General features: G+C 36.3%; 12 protein-coding genes. All 12 read right to left on the reverse strand.

Annotated features, from left to right (window positions below; genetic code table 11):
* Positions 1-449: 449 nt before the first annotated feature.
* Positions 450-1,325 (reverse strand): LysR family transcriptional regulator, encoded by an 876-nt coding sequence (locus P4361_RS13365; RefSeq protein WP_328089725.1) that lies wholly within the window; start codon positions 1,323-1,325, stop codon positions 450-452.
* A 111-nt stretch (positions 1,326-1,436) separates the two neighbouring features.
* Positions 1,437-1,559 carry an ATP-dependent Clp protease proteolytic subunit gene (locus tag P4361_RS13370; RefSeq protein ID WP_091005540.1) on the reverse strand — a complete coding sequence of 41 codons (123 nt, stop codon included), beginning with the start codon at positions 1,557-1,559 and terminating at the stop codon, positions 1,437-1,439.
* 1,083 nt (positions 1,560-2,642) lie between these two features.
* Positions 2,643-3,302 (reverse strand): GIY-YIG nuclease family protein, encoded by a 660-nt coding sequence (locus tag P4361_RS13375; protein ID WP_328089726.1) that lies wholly within the window; start codon positions 3,300-3,302, stop codon positions 2,643-2,645.
* A gap of 150 nt (positions 3,303-3,452) precedes the next feature.
* A complete protein-coding gene (locus tag P4361_RS13380; protein ID WP_328089727.1) occupies positions 3,453-4,883 on the reverse strand; it encodes a PIN domain-containing protein in 1,431 nt (476 codons plus the stop codon).
* Positions 4,884-4,908: 25 nt separating this feature from the next.
* On the reverse strand, positions 4,909-8,016 hold the full coding sequence (locus P4361_RS13385; protein ID WP_328089728.1) for a type I restriction endonuclease subunit R: 3,108 nt from the start codon (positions 8,014-8,016) through the stop codon (positions 4,909-4,911).
* Positions 8,009-9,337, reverse strand: coding sequence for a restriction endonuclease subunit S (locus P4361_RS13390; protein WP_328089730.1), 1,329 nt, complete (start codon positions 9,335-9,337; stop codon positions 8,009-8,011). The genes P4361_RS13385 and P4361_RS13390 overlap by 8 nt, the downstream gene beginning before the upstream one ends.
* Positions 9,327-10,847, reverse strand: a complete 1,521-nt coding sequence (locus P4361_RS13395; protein ID WP_328089731.1) for a class I SAM-dependent DNA methyltransferase — start codon at positions 10,845-10,847, stop codon at positions 9,327-9,329. The genes P4361_RS13390 and P4361_RS13395 overlap by 11 nt, the downstream gene beginning before the upstream one ends.
* Positions 10,848-10,895: 48 nt before the next feature.
* Positions 10,896-11,504 carry a recombinase family protein gene (locus P4361_RS13400; RefSeq protein WP_328089732.1) on the reverse strand — a complete coding sequence of 203 codons (609 nt, stop codon included), beginning with the start codon at positions 11,502-11,504 and terminating at the stop codon, positions 10,896-10,898.
* Positions 11,505-12,177: 673 nt separating this feature from the next.
* Positions 12,178-13,182 (reverse strand): ornithine cyclodeaminase family protein, encoded by a 1,005-nt coding sequence (locus P4361_RS13405; RefSeq protein ID WP_328089733.1) that lies wholly within the window; start codon positions 13,180-13,182, stop codon positions 12,178-12,180.
* Positions 13,183-13,244: 62 nt separating this feature from the next.
* On the reverse strand, positions 13,245-14,870 hold the full coding sequence (locus tag P4361_RS13410) for an AMP-binding protein (RefSeq protein WP_328089734.1): 1,626 nt from the start codon (positions 14,868-14,870) through the stop codon (positions 13,245-13,247).
* Positions 14,871-14,934: 64 nt separating this feature from the next.
* The gene (locus tag P4361_RS13415; protein ID WP_328089735.1) at positions 14,935-16,260 is read right to left on the reverse strand and encodes an MFS transporter; all 1,326 of its coding nucleotides are present in this window, start codon (positions 16,258-16,260) and stop codon (positions 14,935-14,937) included.
* Positions 16,261-16,321: 61 nt separating this feature from the next.
* Complete coding sequence (locus P4361_RS13420; protein ID WP_328089736.1) at positions 16,322-17,104, reverse strand: CoA-transferase subunit beta; 783 nt, start codon at positions 17,102-17,104, stop codon at positions 16,322-16,324.
* Between the last annotated feature and the right edge of the window lies 1 nt (position 17,105).

The raw sequence follows: 17,105 nt of genomic DNA on the forward strand, positions 1-17,105 counted from the left end.
CGCACGCCCCGCGGAAAGCGAGCAGCCTGGAACGGAAATCAACAGCTTACAGACTTCTAGGACAGCCCCTTTTTTTAGCCATGTTTCAATTAGTCTTTAAAAAATCATGGTTATATATTTCTTCCATTCTATTAAGTTGAGCAAATCGTTCATACTCAATAGGTAATTTTATTTAATGTTCGCAATCCAGTGATCACCGTTTTGAACAAGCCTTGCTTTCCTCCATGTTTTCCCTTCATTAAATGAACGTCAAGGCTTGCTCCCTTTATATCTCCGTATCCCAAAGCATAATTCACTTTTCCGGGAGTTAAGCTTAGCTTTGTTTACCCTTACATTTACATGCTACGCTTATTTTCATATGAAAAATAAGCGTACTTCCTCCCCCGGTTCCAATAAATATCAAATTTACTTTAGATGTGCATCATAAGAAAATGGCATAATTACGAGAATCATGTGAAATGTTCGTTTAACCATAAGGTCGATGCTGCTATAAATTTTTCGGCAGCTGGCGGAAGATTTTTGAAGGATATTGAACCAATGCCGATGGAGGAAATTGCTCGATCATCTGAAAGGGGTATTTTTTTTACACCATCAGGAAGATTATGTAAAGCGATGTCTGGCAGGATAGCTACACCAAGGGAGTTTTTTACCATCGAGATAACAGCATGTTCATCGTCTAAATGAAAAGCAATTTCAGGAGAAAGTTTATTTGATTTCAAAATGTTATGGATGATTTTAAGGGTAGAATTTTGGACAATCAGCTTCTCTTCATTCAGTGCATTTGTCTTTATAGAATTTTCAGCACCAAGATGGTGGTTTTCCGGAACAACACAGCAAAACGCTTCTCGCTTTAAATGGAGAACCTCCAGATCGGCAGCAGGCAGCATTAAAAAACCGAAATCTACAATCCCCTGTGAAATCCACAGAGAGATTTCCTCCTGTTTCCCCTCCATAATGTCTACTTTTATATGAGGATATTGATCCATGAATTTTTTCAATATTCCAGGAAGCCATACAGCAGAAATAGATGAAAATGTGCCAATCCTAACAGTCCCTATTTCTAGTCCTCTTATTTCCCCAGCCTCCTGAAGCAATTTTTCATTTAAATATAGAATCTCCCTAATATATAACAACATTCGCTCACCGTTTACGGTTAGCCTGATGCCTGCTTTATTACGGGTTAATAAGGAAAACCCCAGCTCTTTTTCCAAGCTGGAAATGGCATGACTTACCCCTGATTGGGAAATATTTAACGATTCACTTGCTTTTGTTAAGCTGCCAAGTTCTACCACTGTATGAAATATTTCATATTTGCCTATCGACAAATTCATCCCTCTTTATATTAGTTTTACTCATAATATAACATAAAAAATGAATTAACTTCATCATATTCCGACAATGAAAGAGACTGCTTGAGCAGTCTCCCTCTTGAAACATCATTTCGGAAAAATGATTTCATCTATAATCCCATACTCTTTAGCCTCTTCAGCACTCATAAAGTAATCCCGGTCAGTATCTTTAGCCACTGCTGTGTTCCTTATTCCATTAAAGCGCCCGATTACGAAAGATCAACTTATTATATAGAAAAGATCATCCGATTTCTTTTTAATGTCCTGCCATCATTGCTGCATTCGCGTCTTTTGTTTCATCATCTGGTGCATGTTCCGGCTGTTGCTTTAGTCTAACGAAGGATTGTTCCTAGAAGTGCCCCAGCTAATGCAATCTCTGCAGCATAATTGTTGCAAATTTAAAGGAAGAAAAACCCTATTTTATAAAACTAATGACTAACAAAAAATGATATCTAAATATACGATCATTTTGTGGTAGCGTCAGGAACCGCATATTTACAAAGTTAAGGAAATTACAATATTAAAAAAAACCCAATTTCTTAGCATTAATCTTAAGAAATTGGGCTTTTTTTCGTTACTCCATTAAAGTACCCTTAATAGAGTAAGGAAAATAATCGTATTAAACTATTACACTAGGAGGGTAAGAACAAACTCTTTTACGTTCTCGCCACGTGCGTTGGAAAACCCGCTATCATCACCCGAGATTGTAAATCCATATCTCTCCAAAACCTTGAGTGACCCGATGTTGTCCTTAACGGTACGAGCATATAGGGGACGGATTATTTAGAAAGTAACCCGTGAATAAATTCAAATAATCAATTTAAAAAACTTAAATCTCTTAAAATTTGGTGGTCAAAATGTGGTCAATGATTATTCCGACAAATAAAACTGATCACTAAAACCACAAACAAAAAACCCTTAACACCAATGGTGTCAAGGGTTTTGAATCTTAATACATGGACATATATTGTTCGCGTTCCCAAGGGTGAACTTGTGTGCGGAACATATCTCACCCTTTTTTTTCTTTTCAAAATATATCTAAAATGCTGTAATATCAGCTTTTTCAATTTATAGCTTTTTAAGATAATTCTTATCTTTTCAAATTATTTTGGTCATTTTTTGGCCAATATTTTGGTCAATCATTCAACCTTATTTTTGCACATTATGGTTCTTCAAATCACGGCACGCGAGAATACCTAGAACCGATAGAAATAGAAAAATTAAAGTTAAGCTAATTGGTCTAAATGCGCTCAGATTAGTGGTCAAATTTCATTAAACAGTATTATAACTGTTTTACTTATTATTACTTTCGCTATTATAAAGAACTTTTGCACCTTCTTTAGTAAATAAAGAGTCTTGACTTACAACGTGTGTAGCTGGGCTACAATTTAAGAATTTATCAACATTCACCTGGATTGAATCATTAGGGTTAAAAAAGCTATTCATATTGTAACCATCAGAAATAAATCCTAAATCTGTTCGCCTAATTACTTGATCTAATAAATACCCACCTAATGTATTATCCGTAGTTACTTCAAGAGAAACTCTCTCCTCAGTTTGATAAATTTTCACAGATGTCACATTTTGCTCTATAAAACTACCGTAATTTTCTTTTAATTCATCTAAGATATCTATTGACTCATAACTTTCTCCTGGTTTATTTGATTCTATCTTAGAGAAAGTTTGAACTAAATTAATTGTTTTATTTAATGGATAATTAAAGAACTCTCTTCTTGGATTAATTCTATATTCTTCTAATTCTTTATGGATTTTTCTTTCTACTTCTTCACAGTTTTCCACAAAAATCTCATAAGCAACCTTAAAAGGGGTAGGTACCCCGGTATTTCGAGATAACATTCTTGCTCTTTCATTAGGATCTAATGATGTAATTCCGACTTTAACCAAACCTTTGTAACTCTCATTAATAAGAACATATACATATCCATTACTCATAAAAACTATTCTCCTTAATTGTTCAATTGAAAATAAATCTTTTATGTGTCTAACCTATCCCAGTCTTCACCGAATATCTTACGCAGTCCCGAGAGTTATCCGTTCATTTAAAATCATCATAAAGCCCTAAATTTTCCTACACTAAGCAAGTTAAACGTAACTCTTCTCTCGAGTCATTAATTCAACTTTTTTTATAATTTCATCTACAATAATATCTGATTTTTCATTAGAGAACTCATGTTTTTTCAATAATTTTCGAGCATCTACACGCATTTTAGCACGAATTGGCTCCCTTTCCATCCAATCCGTACCCATATTATTTTTAATTGCTAATGCTATCTCAGTAGCTAACACATGTACTTTATGATCCGATAGTTCTGATTTTATGGTATTTAGTACATCGTAAATTAACTTAAATTCTTCATCGAAATAAATATTAACTTCATCTTTTTTCTCTAATTTAGGTACATCTCCTTTAACCCTTGTTTTTTCAAACTCGCTTTCTTCTTCAAAGTTGCTTTCTTCCTCAAAGTCGTCCCAATCATAATTTTTTAAAGGAAGGTACTCATATTCAATATTCTCTATACCTACCGGAACACCAATTGATGTTATCGCTTCAATATTTTCAAGTTTAATTGAAGAAATATTTGTGTCATCGATACTTAGGACTTCTACTTGAAAATCTAAGGTAATTAATAATTCATAATGTATACCCGGTTGTTCAGCAATCAATTTACCTTTTAATTTAAATTTATAAGAAGTATCTCCTGACTCATTTAAATTAATAATATCTGTAAATAAATCCAAACTAGTCACAGTCACTTTAATACCATTTACAGATATATCAGCGTTCATTTTTACTCTTATATCTTCTAAAAAATCTTTTAAAATAAATTCTAAGTTATTTTTGACCTCATTTAACCGTAATTTTAAAGTCTTTTCAGAAGAATATTCTTCAATATAACTATCTAGTTGTCTCGTTTCATCCTTGTTATATATTATTATTGTATTTCCTATCAACTGTTCAAATTCTTCTTCTAATTCTCCCTTAAATCTTTTATCCCCAGTAAACAGGAGGAAATTCCCATCATTTTTTTCTGCGAACTCAAGTATAGATTCCCATATAAGCGCATCTTTAAATCCTTTATCAGATTGCTTATCAATTCCTTCAAAAGGTGCCTTTTTACCAAGAGCTCGGGCGACAATTTTAGTAAAACGACTTTCTCCACAAATCGGTAAAATTTTTATTTGTTTTCTCAATAAGTATTCATTCTTTTTATTATTTAAAAACGATTCGTAATCAAATGTCTCATCAACATTTAATTCTATTTCATATAATCCATCAAACATTGTATATATTTTATTGATTTTCTTATATTCTTCATCGTAAGACTGTAATTGTTTTTGAAACAGCTCAGATAATGTAACTTCTGGAACTAAAAGTTCAAATTTTTCGGTTACATCGTGTCTTTCAATTTTCCCTTGAATATCTTCATAAATCTTATTAAATTCAAATGTTGCATAACTATTATAATTACGTAGAAACAAAACATTTGTATCAAAAATGATAAACGTTTTCATACTTATCACCTGTCTTCATCCATAATTAATTTTTAAATTCAAGATTACCAGCCATCAACTCCGCCTGCTTCACGACAGTCTCGACAGCTAGCTTTTGAAGATCAGGTGGATACCCATATTTCTTTAACAGTCTTCTTACGGTAATCCTCATTTTGGCCCTGGCTGATTCACGGAGATTCCAATCAATACTCATATTTTCTTTAATTGCTTTCGATAGTTCATGAGCGATAGCCTTAAGGACGTCATCCCCCATTACCTCTTCTGCTGTCTCATGAGACGCAAGTGCATCGTAAAAAGCAATCTCTTCCTTTATAAGCCCGGTTTCCTCTCCTCTTTTAATGGACTCATTCATTTCCTTCGCCAGTTTAATTAGCTCTTCTATGACTTTTGAAGTTTCTATTGTCCGTTTATTGTACTTATTAATAGCATTCGTCAATAAATCTGAAAACTTTTTGGCTTGAGCTATATTGGTACGTTGCACACTTTTCACTTTTCCCTGTAGTAAACGATTTAGCAGTTCAACAGCCAGATTTTTATGAGGCAAAGCTCGTACATCCGAAAGGAATTGATCAGAAAGTATTGAAATATCAGGATTTTCAAGTCCTAATGAGCTATAGATATCTACAACTTCATCAGAAATGACGGACTTTGAAATTAACTGGTTAATCTGAGCATCCAGCTGCGAGGACGTTTTCTTTTTCGCTTCATCCGGTAATAACTTGATGATGCCTGATTTTACTGCTTTGAAGAATCCAATTTCGGCATTTAGCTCTTGGGCATCTTCCTCCGTGGAGCAAAGGGCGAAGGCTTTGGCCAGTTCTGTAACCAAGCGTAAGAATAATTTTTTCTGTTCCTCTCCAAGACCAATTACAAAATCAACCGTTTCAATAATAGCTTTCATTCGTTCTGTCGGACGCTCTGAGTCAAAATGACTGTAATCATGCTGATAGAGCATACTTTGAATCAGTTCATATTTCTCGAGCATAAGATCCAGCGCAGTAGAAGTATCTACACCTGTATTATCCCGATCGCTTTCGGTATATTGTTTTAAGGCTTCTTTTAAACTATCCGCAATTCCTATATAGTCAACAATCAGTCCGCCAGGCTTGTCCCTAAAAACCCGATTCACCCGTGCGATGGCCTGCATTAAATTATGACCTTTCATCGGCTTGTCTATATACATGGTATGCATAGACGGTACATCAAAGCCTGTAAGCCACATATCTCTCACTAGGACGATTTTTAATTCATCACTTGTATCTTTCATCCGCTTTGCTAGATATTCCCGACGACGTTTGTTTCCAATAAATCCTTGCCAATCCTCTGGGTCACTTGATGAACCCGTCATTACAATTTTAATAACACCTTTATCATCATCATCGGAATGCCATTTCGGTCGCAGTTTGACAATTTCTTTGTACAAATCAATTGCAATCCGCCGAGACATTACGACTACCATGCCCTTACCAAAAATCGCTTCTTGGCGTGTTTCAAAATGATTAACAATGTCGCTTGCCACTCGTTTTAAACGTTCATGTGCTCCTGCAAGCGCTTCTAACCGTGACCATTTTGTCTTTAGTTTTTCTCGTTCATCGATTTCTTGGTATTCGGTGATTTCATCGTATTCTCCATCAATTTCAAGACCTTCCGGGAGATCCAACTTCACAATCCGACTTTCGTAAAAAATTTTAACGGTCGCACCGTCTTCTACTGCTTGGGTCATATCATAAATATCAATGTAATTTCCAAATACAGCGGGAGTATTTTTATCGGTTGCTTCTACCGGTGTGCCTGTAAAACCAACATATGATGCGTTTGGCAAGGCATCACGAAGATGTTTAGCAAATCCATACTTCATATGAGCTTCTGAAGAAATACGCTGCATTTGAGCTTGGAAACCATATTGTGAACGGTGTGCTTCATCTGCCATCACAATTACATTTCGACGGTCAGTCAGAGTATCCATTGTGTTTGAATTTTCTTCGGGAGCAAACTTTTGCATCGTTGTAAAAATAATTCCCCCTGATTCTACGGACAAAAGTTCTTTCAAATCACTTCTTTTGTCAGCTTGTTTAGGAGACTGTCTAAGTAGGTCACTAGACTGACTAAACGTAGCAAAAAGCTGATCATCCAAATCATTTCGATCCGTTAAAACAACTACAGTAGGATTATTCATTTCGAGGACAAGTTTCCCAGTATAAAAAACCATTGATAAACTTTTCCCCGATCCTTGTGTATGCCAGATGACTCCAATCTTCCGATCTCCATGTTCACTTGCTGCTCTTTTCGCTTCGTCAACAGCTTTATTCACTGCATGATATTGATGGTATGCTGCTAGAATTTTAAAAGATTCTTCCCCGTCTGTTTGAAACAAAATGAAATGGCGGATCAGATCAAGTAAAACGGTCGGCTGACACATACCTTTAATTAATACTTCTAATTGTGGAATAGTATTTGGAGCAATTGTTTCCCCATCGATAGTTCGCCACATCATAAATCGTTCTTCGTTTGAGGTTATGGTACCTGCTCGAGCATTGATTCCATCGCTAGTTACCATAAAAGCATTATATTGAAATAAAGATGGAATAGTTTTCTTGTAAGTTTGCAGCTGATTATAGCCTTGAGAGATACCAATCTTTTCATCTATAGAACTTTTCAACTCAAATACTACTAACGGTAATCCGTTTACAAATAAAATGACATCTGGTCGTTTATTGGACGAACCTTCTATAATAGTAAACTGATTAACTGCTAGAAAGTCATTTTTTTCTGGATGTTTAAAATCAAACAACCATAGTTTTTTTGTAGTATTGCGACCATCATCTTCTCTAACCTCGATATCCACTCCATCTGTAATAAGCTTATGAAACGAACGATTATTTATCAAAATATTAGGATGTTGAGGAATTATTATTTTTCTGACAGCTTCTTCTATTTCCGCAATTTTTACATTTTTGTTTATACGAGAAAGGGCGTCTGTTAAACGCCCTTTTAAATAAACGTTCGTATAATCTATTCGCTCTGGGGAAACACCTTCAGGTGCTAAATCTGGGCCACATGCTACCTCATAACCAAGTTCCTCAAGCCAATCAAGAGTGGCATGTTCTAATTCATCTTCATTAAAGCTATACATGCTCCAGTTCCTCGCTTTCTAGCAGAATTTCAATTTCACCAGAAAGAATTTTTGGAAGAATACTGTCTCTTATATTTATTAAGGTATTATTAGAAAAATGTAATTGTTCTATTTGATCTCTAATAGATTTAAATATAGGATCAGTATTTTTTATTATTTCTTCAGGTGGAGTAATAACTCTTAATTTTTTAATTCCTTTTACATTCAAACTTTCTAAAATAGTACCTGAATCAGTCTGACGGTTAATTTCTGTACGCATTTCAGATGAAAGTAAATAGTTTATTAGATAAGTAGAAGTTAATTTGTTTTTAACCCTTAATGCTGTCATATTCCTACCTGTTGCGCCTTTGAAATAAAAAGGTATTTGTGCAGGAGCACCTACTCTACCTACATTTGTGAGTACGCAATCCCCAGGTAATAATTCAATTTTAGAAGTCCATTTTTCATAATCTTCTTCTTTTATATAATATCTATCAGATAAATCCAGAAGGCCATTATTCAAAATATTAGTAACTTGTAATAGTGTAAAATCATTTGATTCATTCAACCTGGTTGGTTTCTTTGAATGCAAGCAGTCTATTATTTCACATATTTCCGGCATACTTTGAACATTCCAGCCCTTTGGCAAAAGTCCTAAGTCACTTTCAACCATTTCTCCACCATTCGATTTATACGGTTTTCCATTTTTATTCAAAAATTCAAAATCTAGGAACCAGTGCTTAAAGAGTGTTTTTGCTAGTTGATCAAGATTGGAGATAATAGAATTATTAATATTAATTTTTTTATCTAATTTCAATAATATATTTAAAATGTTCCTTTGTATTTCTAAGGATGGTAATGGTACTTTAATACTTTTTAATGTATTGGTAGGTCTAGCTATTGCAGGTACACCTGTTTGTGAGGTATTTAACAACAATCTATGTTGACCAATATCTGATTTAAAAAAATAATATAAAAACAATGGATTTACTTTAGTTTTATCTACACTAAGTTTCATTTGACTTTGAGATACAATGTAAAAAGGGAACTTAGAAGTTTCATGAATATAGCCTACTTGCCCTAAAGTGCCTCTATGAGTAAAAACAAGATCTCCTCTCTCGACTGAGCTACTTTTTAGTTCATTAGCTTTTTCTTCTGTTAAATAACTAAATTCATCTTCATTTAACCATCCACTTGTTAAATTTTTCCCTTTAATAATAGGTATTCCTGTTTCGACAAAGTTTTCTGTCTTAATTCTAGAACCAAATGGTCCCATCGCAATAGCATTCTTTTTATCAGCTAGTAATTCTTCTATTTTAACTTCTTGCCACTTAGATCTCATACCCAATCCCCTTTAAGGCAAGACGGATATCTTCTTCAAGTGACTTTGATTTTATAAATTGTTCAGATAACTCCGTTGTCAGACGTGCCATCTTCTCTTCAAATGCCTCACTATCTTCTTCCAGGTCTTCTAGTCCCACATATCGTCCAGGAGTTAATATATATTCGTGGTCACGAACTTCATCTAATGTTGCTGCTTTACAAAAGCCTACAACATCCTCATAAATTTGCTCATTTGTACCTCTCCACGAATGATAAGCATAAGTAATTTTGTTTATATCCTCTGTCGAAAACTCCTTATGTGTTCGATCCGCCATATAACCAATTTTACGAGCATCTATAAAAAGGATTTCTCCCTTGCGGTCTCTTTGCCCTTTTGCAGCTTTATTTCGAGTTATAAACCATAAACAAACTGGGATTTGGGTCGAATAAAACAGTTGTCCTGGTAATGTAACTATACATTCTACCAAATCGTTATCAATTAAATTTTTGCGAATTTCATGTTCACCTGATGTACTAGTAGACATCGAACCATTTGCCAGTACAAACCCGGCTGTACCTGATGGTGCAAGTTTGGAAACAATATGCTCGATCCATGCATAGTTTGCATTTCCTACAGGTGGAACACCATACTGCCACCGAACATCATCGCGCAGCTTTTCGCCTCCCCAGTCACTAATATTAAATGGAGGATTTGCCAATATATAATCAGCTTTCAACCCCTTGTGGAGATCATAATGGAAAGTATCAGCGTTATGTTCCCCTATATTTCCATCAATTCCTCGAATAGCAAGGTTCATCTTACACAAACGCCACGTTGTCGGATTAGATTCTTGGCCATAAACCGCAATATCACCAAGGCGACCTTGATGCTCCTCCACAAACTTTTCACTTTGAACAAACATTCCACCTGAACCACAGCAAGGATCATACACACGTCCTTTATAAGGTTCAATCATTTCGACTAACAGCTTTACGATTGATGTAGGCGTATAGAACTCCCCGCCGTTCTTTCCTTCAGCACTAGCAAACTTACTTAAAAAATATTCGTACACACGACCTAGAATATCTTTTCCACGGCTTTCTTTATCTCCCACTTTAAAGGAAAATAAATCGATTGTTTCCCCTAAGCGAGTTTTATCTAGTGCAGGGCGTGCGTAATCCTTTGGTAATACTCCTCGTAAAGATTCATTTTCTTTTTCAATCGCAATCATCGCTGCATCTATGATTTGACCGATCTCAGGTTTTTTCGCGTTCTCGTTGATATAAGACCAACGCGCTTCTTTAGAGACCCAAAATATGTTCTCTGCTAAATATTCATCTTGGTCCTCAGGGTCAGCCCATTCATCACTAGATAACACGTTATACTTTTCTTCAAATGCATCAGATACGTACTTTAAGAATAACAGTCCTAAAACTACATTTTTATATTCTGAAGCATCCATGCTCCCTCTTAACTTATCTGCCATTAACCATAATTTTTCTTCAAAACCTATATTTGCTGTAGACATATTATTTCTCCTCGTTTATGTAGTTTAGATCTAAGCGATATTCATTAATCATTTTAAGTTTTTCTCATATTCTCTGACCAGTTTGTAAAAGGTTGTCTTTTTCAACCCTATTTCCTGCATTGCATTCACGGCACTTAACTCTCCTTTTTTCCAACGGTAATATATTTGTTCGAACTCCGACGAAATTTGAACTTTTGGACGCCCAAAAGATACTCCCTTTTTTATAGCAACATCTATACCTTCTCGCTGCCGTTTTCGAATACGCTCACGTTCTTCTTCAGCCATCCAAGATAGTATCTGTAGAACTAAATCTGCGATGAAGGTACCTAAACTATCCTTATATTTAGTTGTATCTAACAAAGGCATATCCAAAACTATAATATCAGCTTGGATTTTTTTTGTAATATCATTCCATTCATTTAAGATATCTTCTTTATTTCTACCGAACCTATCTAAAGAATGAATGTACAATATATCTCCTTGTCTTAAGATTCTTTTAAGCAATTGATATTGTTCGCGTTGGAAATTTTTTCCGCTTTGCTTTTCGACGAAAATATCCCGTTCATCGATATCAAGGCTTTTGATTAACTTCAATTGTCGATCTTCATTTTGATCTTTACTACTCACTCGAATGTATCCAAATTTTCGAACTTTCATAGAAACCTCCACTTTGGTACATTTTTCCTTAATTATAACAGAAACGTTCGTAAAATGGGGTTAAAACAAATAAACGTTCATAAACTTTATTATAGTTTTCTGAACGCTTTTATTTATTATTTTATTGTTGTTAATCTACTATCCGTAAAAGTGTACTTTTCCAGACGGTTAGCTTATGATTCACTAAGGCTATTCAGTTTGTCCTAATTATTAACAGTCAAAAAGGTTATCAAAAGTATCATCTACTGCTAAATAGCAACTAAATAGCAACAACACCATAATTATGATAAGGTGCTACGAACACGAAACCACCTCCCCTTTTGGTGACTCCAATTCATATAAATAATTCAAAAGGACTCTATTTAATGGCCTGTAATCCATATTAGAACGGTCGAGAGTGCATATATCCAGATTTACTTGCAAAACACGTCATTTCGCCATACCGCTCACAACAGCATCAAGCAACAAAAAAGCCCTGGGGGAATATCTCCCCCAAAGGACCCAATTTACCACATTCAACTTAGTGTATCAGCACAATAATTAGATTCGGAAATAGCACTTTATTCAACTTTTTTAAAAGATTTGAATAGCCTTTCAGCTAAAGAAATGGGGGAAAACGATGGATATGAAACTTTTCTAGACTCTTTCCCGACGTAGTTTTCAATTCCTTGGATTACCTACTTTCTATAGAATATGCTTGGGTAGATATATCCAATCCAACATCGGTATGTAATGCTTCTTCATAAATAGAAGCCGCACAAACAATATCCAACATTGAAAATCCAACCGATTTAAAAAAAGTAATCTCCTCTTCTCTTTCTCTACCCGCAAGATTTCCTAAAGTGATTTCACCTAGTTCCCCATGCAGTTGATTAAAAGACCATTTATTTTGTTCGGTCGGAATTAAAAGGTCACCAGCTTCGTGCAGGGCGCCTTCTATTGTATCGACAACCACTTTATCACTTTTTAATAAGGCAACCGTATCAACTTCCTGCATATTTGGTTGAAAAGAGCCAATACCATTAATATGAGTCCCTGCCTGCAATAACGTACCATCAAAAACAGGAGTAAAAGAATTAGTACTGCAAATAATTACATCCGCATAGGGTACACCTTCATTCGGATCTTCTAAAATTCCGATGTCTCCTATCCATTTGAAATTCTCCTTTATATAGTTTTTTAGTTTTACTGCTTTTGCTTTAGTTTGGTTATATAATAAAATTTTCTTAATCGGACGAACTTTCAACACAGCTTGAATTTGGCCTATTGCTTGCAGTCCACACCCAATTACAAGACATGTATTGGCATTATCTCGAGCTAAATATTTCGTAGCAATTCCACTTAATGCGCCAGTTCTCATGACGGTTAACCACGAAGCATCAATCAACGATAAATGCTCACCTGATTCTGCATTGGTTAACAAAAAAATCCCTTGAATTGTTTTTCCACCAATTTTTTTATTTTCAGGAAAAACACTTACGATTTTTATTCCTAAGTAGTTTATGTCTTCAACATAAGAGGGCATGTACAACATTGTACCTTTTTCAACATTTATCGCTGTTCTTACAGGTGCAGTTACATTTCCACATTGTTGCAGTTTTAATGCTTTCTCTACTGATTCCATGCATTGGTCCATGGTGTATATACTCCGCACGTCCTGTTCTGTTATAACACGCAACTAAATCCCCTGCTTTCATATTTCTTTAAATGCGTCCTTTGATAGCTAAAATCCATTTCTTATCAAACGTGTTGGCGTAATTCCTCGATTAAATTTCTTATGGATACACCCTCAACTTTGCGATCCCAAGTGGCGTCCGTTTTGCCTAATTGGCTAAGTTGAGCCTTTTGGACTTTGTTGGTAATGGTTCTCGGGAGCTTATCTATATATTGGATGTAGCGAGGCACCATATAATGCGGCAACTTTGACACCAAATATCTGATTAGTTCTGCCGGTTTTAAACTGCTACCCTTGGTTACTACAATGTATACTTTGATGTCGTCATCGGAATCAAACTCTGATGGTACACCCACTGCAGCAGATTCTTCAATAAATGGATGTGAATTGACAGCTGCTTCAATCTCAGATGATGATATGTTCTCAGCCCTTCTGCGTATTCTATCTTTAACTCGATCAACGAAATAAAGGTAACCATCACGATCGAAATACGCCATATCGCCTGTATGGAACCATAGATTTCTCCATGATTCTACTGTTTTTTCCGGCATGCCAAAGTAACCTTGCATAGTTGTCCAAGGATATCTAGGCCGGACGACTATTTCTCCAACTTCACCTACACAGATCTTCTCATCTGTATTAGGGTCGACTAACCGAACATCATACCACTCATTTAAAATCTTGCCACAAGATCCTACTCTTAGTGGCTCATCATATGGCCTGTAGCTCGGACAATTAACCTCGGTCATTCCCCATAATTCTATACCTTTAACTCCAAATCGTTTTTCAAATCCCTCCGCTATTTTCGCGGGAAAAGGGGCTGCAAAAACAGCCCGCAGTCCGTTATCGTGGTCATCTTCCTGTTCAGGCTGGCGGTATATCATTTCAAGGAATGGCCCATGTCCACCTGAGATGGTAGCACCATATTTCCGAACACGTGTTAACCATTCTTCCGCTATAAATTTCCGGTCAAGCACGATCTTACAACCCGCCATCATGGCAGCATATAACATCATGAATTTTCCAGCCATGTGGAACAAGGGCAGAAAAATGTGGTACACATCATTTTCGGTTAAGCGGAAACCGTCAAGTGCGTTTTTTGCCAAAAGGGATATTTGTCCATGAGGCATCATAACTCCTTTGGCCGGGCCAGTCGTACCTGATGTGTAAATAATAGAAGCTGTATCCTTAACAGTAATATCTACCGGTTCAAAGCCATTGTTGGCAAATTCAATGTCTTTAAAGGGAATGAGTCGAATTTTATGAAAATCAGGGAAACGACCGGTTTCAGAACTCTCTAGAAAAACAGCCTGCTCTAGATATTCAAGCCGATCCTCGACTTCATGTAGGACTTCAATGAACTTTAAGTCAATAATAATTAAACGGGCCTTTGAATTATTTAATACGTGAATTAAACTTTGGGCCCGATAAGCGGTGTTAATGGAAACTTCTACAGCTCCTAATGAATGAACGGCAAACCAGGAATGGAGATATTGAAGAGAGACAGGTGCCATAATTACAACATTATCACCTTTGCCTATGCCTAACCCTGACAACCCTGAAGCAACTTTCATAGAGCTTTCGTAACATTGGCCATACGTTTCCTTTTCGTCTTCCTCCATTTGGATAAATAATCGATCCCGATATTTCTCAGCTTGTTTTGCAAGAACCTTTGGCAATACAGTTTCCATATGGTTTCTCAACTCCTTTCCGTATGAAACGAGATGGTATTAATTAGAATTTTGATTAAAAAACTTACCCAGTTATAGTTTTGGGTGATGTGGAATTTTCCTTATCATAATCAACATTTTTCGTTTCGCGAACACTAAAGATGGCAATGAGAGAAATTATACCGGTAAAAATGATATAAATGGCAACAGGTACCCATGAATTGTTATAAATATTCAGTAATGTGGTTGCAATTAACGGGGCTGTTCCACCAGCCAGTGCTGCACCGAGCTGATAACCAAGCGTTACACCCGTGTAGCGGACATTCGTACTAAATATTTCCGAAAACATGGTTCCAAGGACTGCTGTAACCGGTGCCCACAATAGACCCAGCCCAATAATAGTAGCAATAGTCAGCCATAGGGTAGACCCTAGTTGAAGTAGATAAAAGTATGGAAATGCAAATAACATGATGGCTACCGTACCGCCTATATATAATGGTTTTCTTCCTACTTTGTCAGATAGAGCACCCATGAATGGTATGGCAATGGTTGTAACTAGTGTTGCAATTGTTACTGCATTAAGCACTGCTGTATTTTTAAATCCAAGGTTCCCCGTAGCATATGAAATAATGAACGTGGAGAAAATATAAAATGGAGCTGTTTCTACAACTTTTGCACCAACAGCAATTAATACTGATTTCCAATGGTATTTAAGTGTGTCAACAATTGGTACCTTTGCAATATTCCCTTTGTTCTTAGCTTCTTGAAATGCAGGCGTTTCATCGATTCCATTACGTATCCATAAACCAATAAATACGAGAACAGCACTTAATATAAAAGGGATGCGCCAGCCCCAGGCCAAAAATTTCTCTTCAGAAATGCCAGTCAATAGAGAAATGGATAATGTACCGAGGAGCATTCCGATGGTAACACCCGTTTGCGGTATACTGCCGAAGAATCCTCTCCGTTCTTTCGGTGCATATTCTACCGCAAGCAATAAAGCTCCGCCCCATTCCCCTCCAATTCCGAGGCCTTGTACAAGCCTTAAGGAAATAAGCAAAACGGGAGCCCAAATTCCAATACTTTCATACGATGGAAGCAGTCCGATTAGAACTGTAGCCGTTCCCATTAATGACAGTGTAAGGACAAGAGTTTTTTTTCTTCCGATTTTGTCCCCGATATGACTGAAAATGACTCCCCCTAATGGGCGGATAAAAAACGGAATAGCAAATGATGCATAAGCCAGCATAAGTCCGACCACTGGATCTGTTGTCGGAAAAAACAATTTACTGAATACTAGTGCAGCAAGTGTGCCATAGAGAAAGTAATCGTACCATTCGATGGAACTGCCTATTAAACTTGCAACCAATGCCTTTGTTGCTGTTTTTTTAGATAGTTGTTGGTTTTCCATAAATAACATTCCCCCTATTATTGAGACCATCCCGAGAATTTAAATCCTCTGCGGACGGTCATTAAATATAGAATCGATTCGGATCTATTTTATTTCTTAACAAATCTATTTCTTCGATAGTAGGTATAGGTGTTTCATGTACATCAACAGCTATTTTCAAATCCCATGATACCAATTCTTTGATTTCGTCAATGGTTACCCCTGGATGGTATGAAGCAAGATACATTTCTTTACTATCATCGTCAAAATGGTATACTCCTTTATTCGTTACGACACTGGATGGTCCTGAATTTTCGGTAAAACCTGCTTTTTCTCTCGCACCTGGACCCGTCAAGTAACCTGGTGAAGTAATATAATCGACTCTATCGACAAATCGGCCAGGCCGCTCCTGGTTTAATATCAATATTGTCCTTTGAGCAAATGTCGCTATATCGTTTGCTCCCCCACTTCCCATTAATCGAACTTTCGGATTTTGATAAGACCCGATAACCGTGGAATTTAGATTCCCAAAACGGTCGACCTGTGCGCCACCGAGAAACCCTACCTTAATTTCTCCACGGGCCAGCATGGCGGTTACTTCTGGTAGACCTGTAGCCATATCTGAATTTGCGCTTAAAGAAAGGTCATCCACAGATCTTGGCAATGAAGATGGCGGGGTTGTCCTGACATTTCCCGTTTCTGTAATAAATACAAGTTCTGCCGCGTGGGTACACTGAGCTAAATAAGTGGCGACTAAAGGCAAACCATACCCTGCAAATACTACATCTCCGTTCTGAAGTTCCCTTGAAGCGATGACACACATTAGCTCATTTAACGAAAATGCTTGCTTTGTTTCAGTTGTCATA

It is taken from the genome of Fictibacillus sp. B-59209 (assembly GCF_036216745.1).
In the GTDB taxonomy this organism is placed as follows: Bacteria; Bacillota; Bacilli; order Bacillales; family Fictibacillaceae; genus Fictibacillus_C; species Fictibacillus_C marinisediminis.

Excerpts from the sequence above, each read along its gene's own strand:
- P4361_RS13380 (WP_328089727.1), bottom strand. The coding sequence starts at position 4,883 with ATGAAAACGTTTATCATTTTTGATACAAATGTTTTGTTTCTACGTAAT.
- P4361_RS13415 (WP_328089735.1), bottom strand. The coding sequence starts at position 16,260 with ATGGAAAACCAACAACTATCTAAAAAAACAGCAACAAAGGCATTGGTT.
- P4361_RS13375 (WP_328089726.1), bottom strand. The coding sequence starts at position 3,302 with ATGAGTAATGGATATGTATATGTTCTTATTAATGAGAGTTACAAAGGT.
- P4361_RS13420 (WP_328089736.1), bottom strand. The coding sequence starts at position 17,104 with ATGACAACTGAAACAAAGCAAGCATTTTCGTTAAATGAGCTAATGTGT.
- P4361_RS13400 (WP_328089732.1), bottom strand. The coding sequence starts at position 11,504 with ATGAAAGTTCGAAAATTTGGATACATTCGAGTGAGTAGTAAAGATCAA.
- P4361_RS13410 (WP_328089734.1), bottom strand. The coding sequence starts at position 14,870 with ATGGAAACTGTATTGCCAAAGGTTCTTGCAAAACAAGCTGAGAAATAT.
- P4361_RS13395 (WP_328089731.1), bottom strand. The coding sequence starts at position 10,847 with ATGTCTACAGCAAATATAGGTTTTGAAGAAAAATTATGGTTAATGGCA.
- P4361_RS13390 (WP_328089730.1), bottom strand. The coding sequence starts at position 9,337 with ATGAGATCTAAGTGGCAAGAAGTTAAAATAGAAGAATTACTAGCTGAT.
- P4361_RS13385 (WP_328089728.1), bottom strand. The coding sequence starts at position 8,016 with ATGTATAGCTTTAATGAAGATGAATTAGAACATGCCACTCTTGATTGG.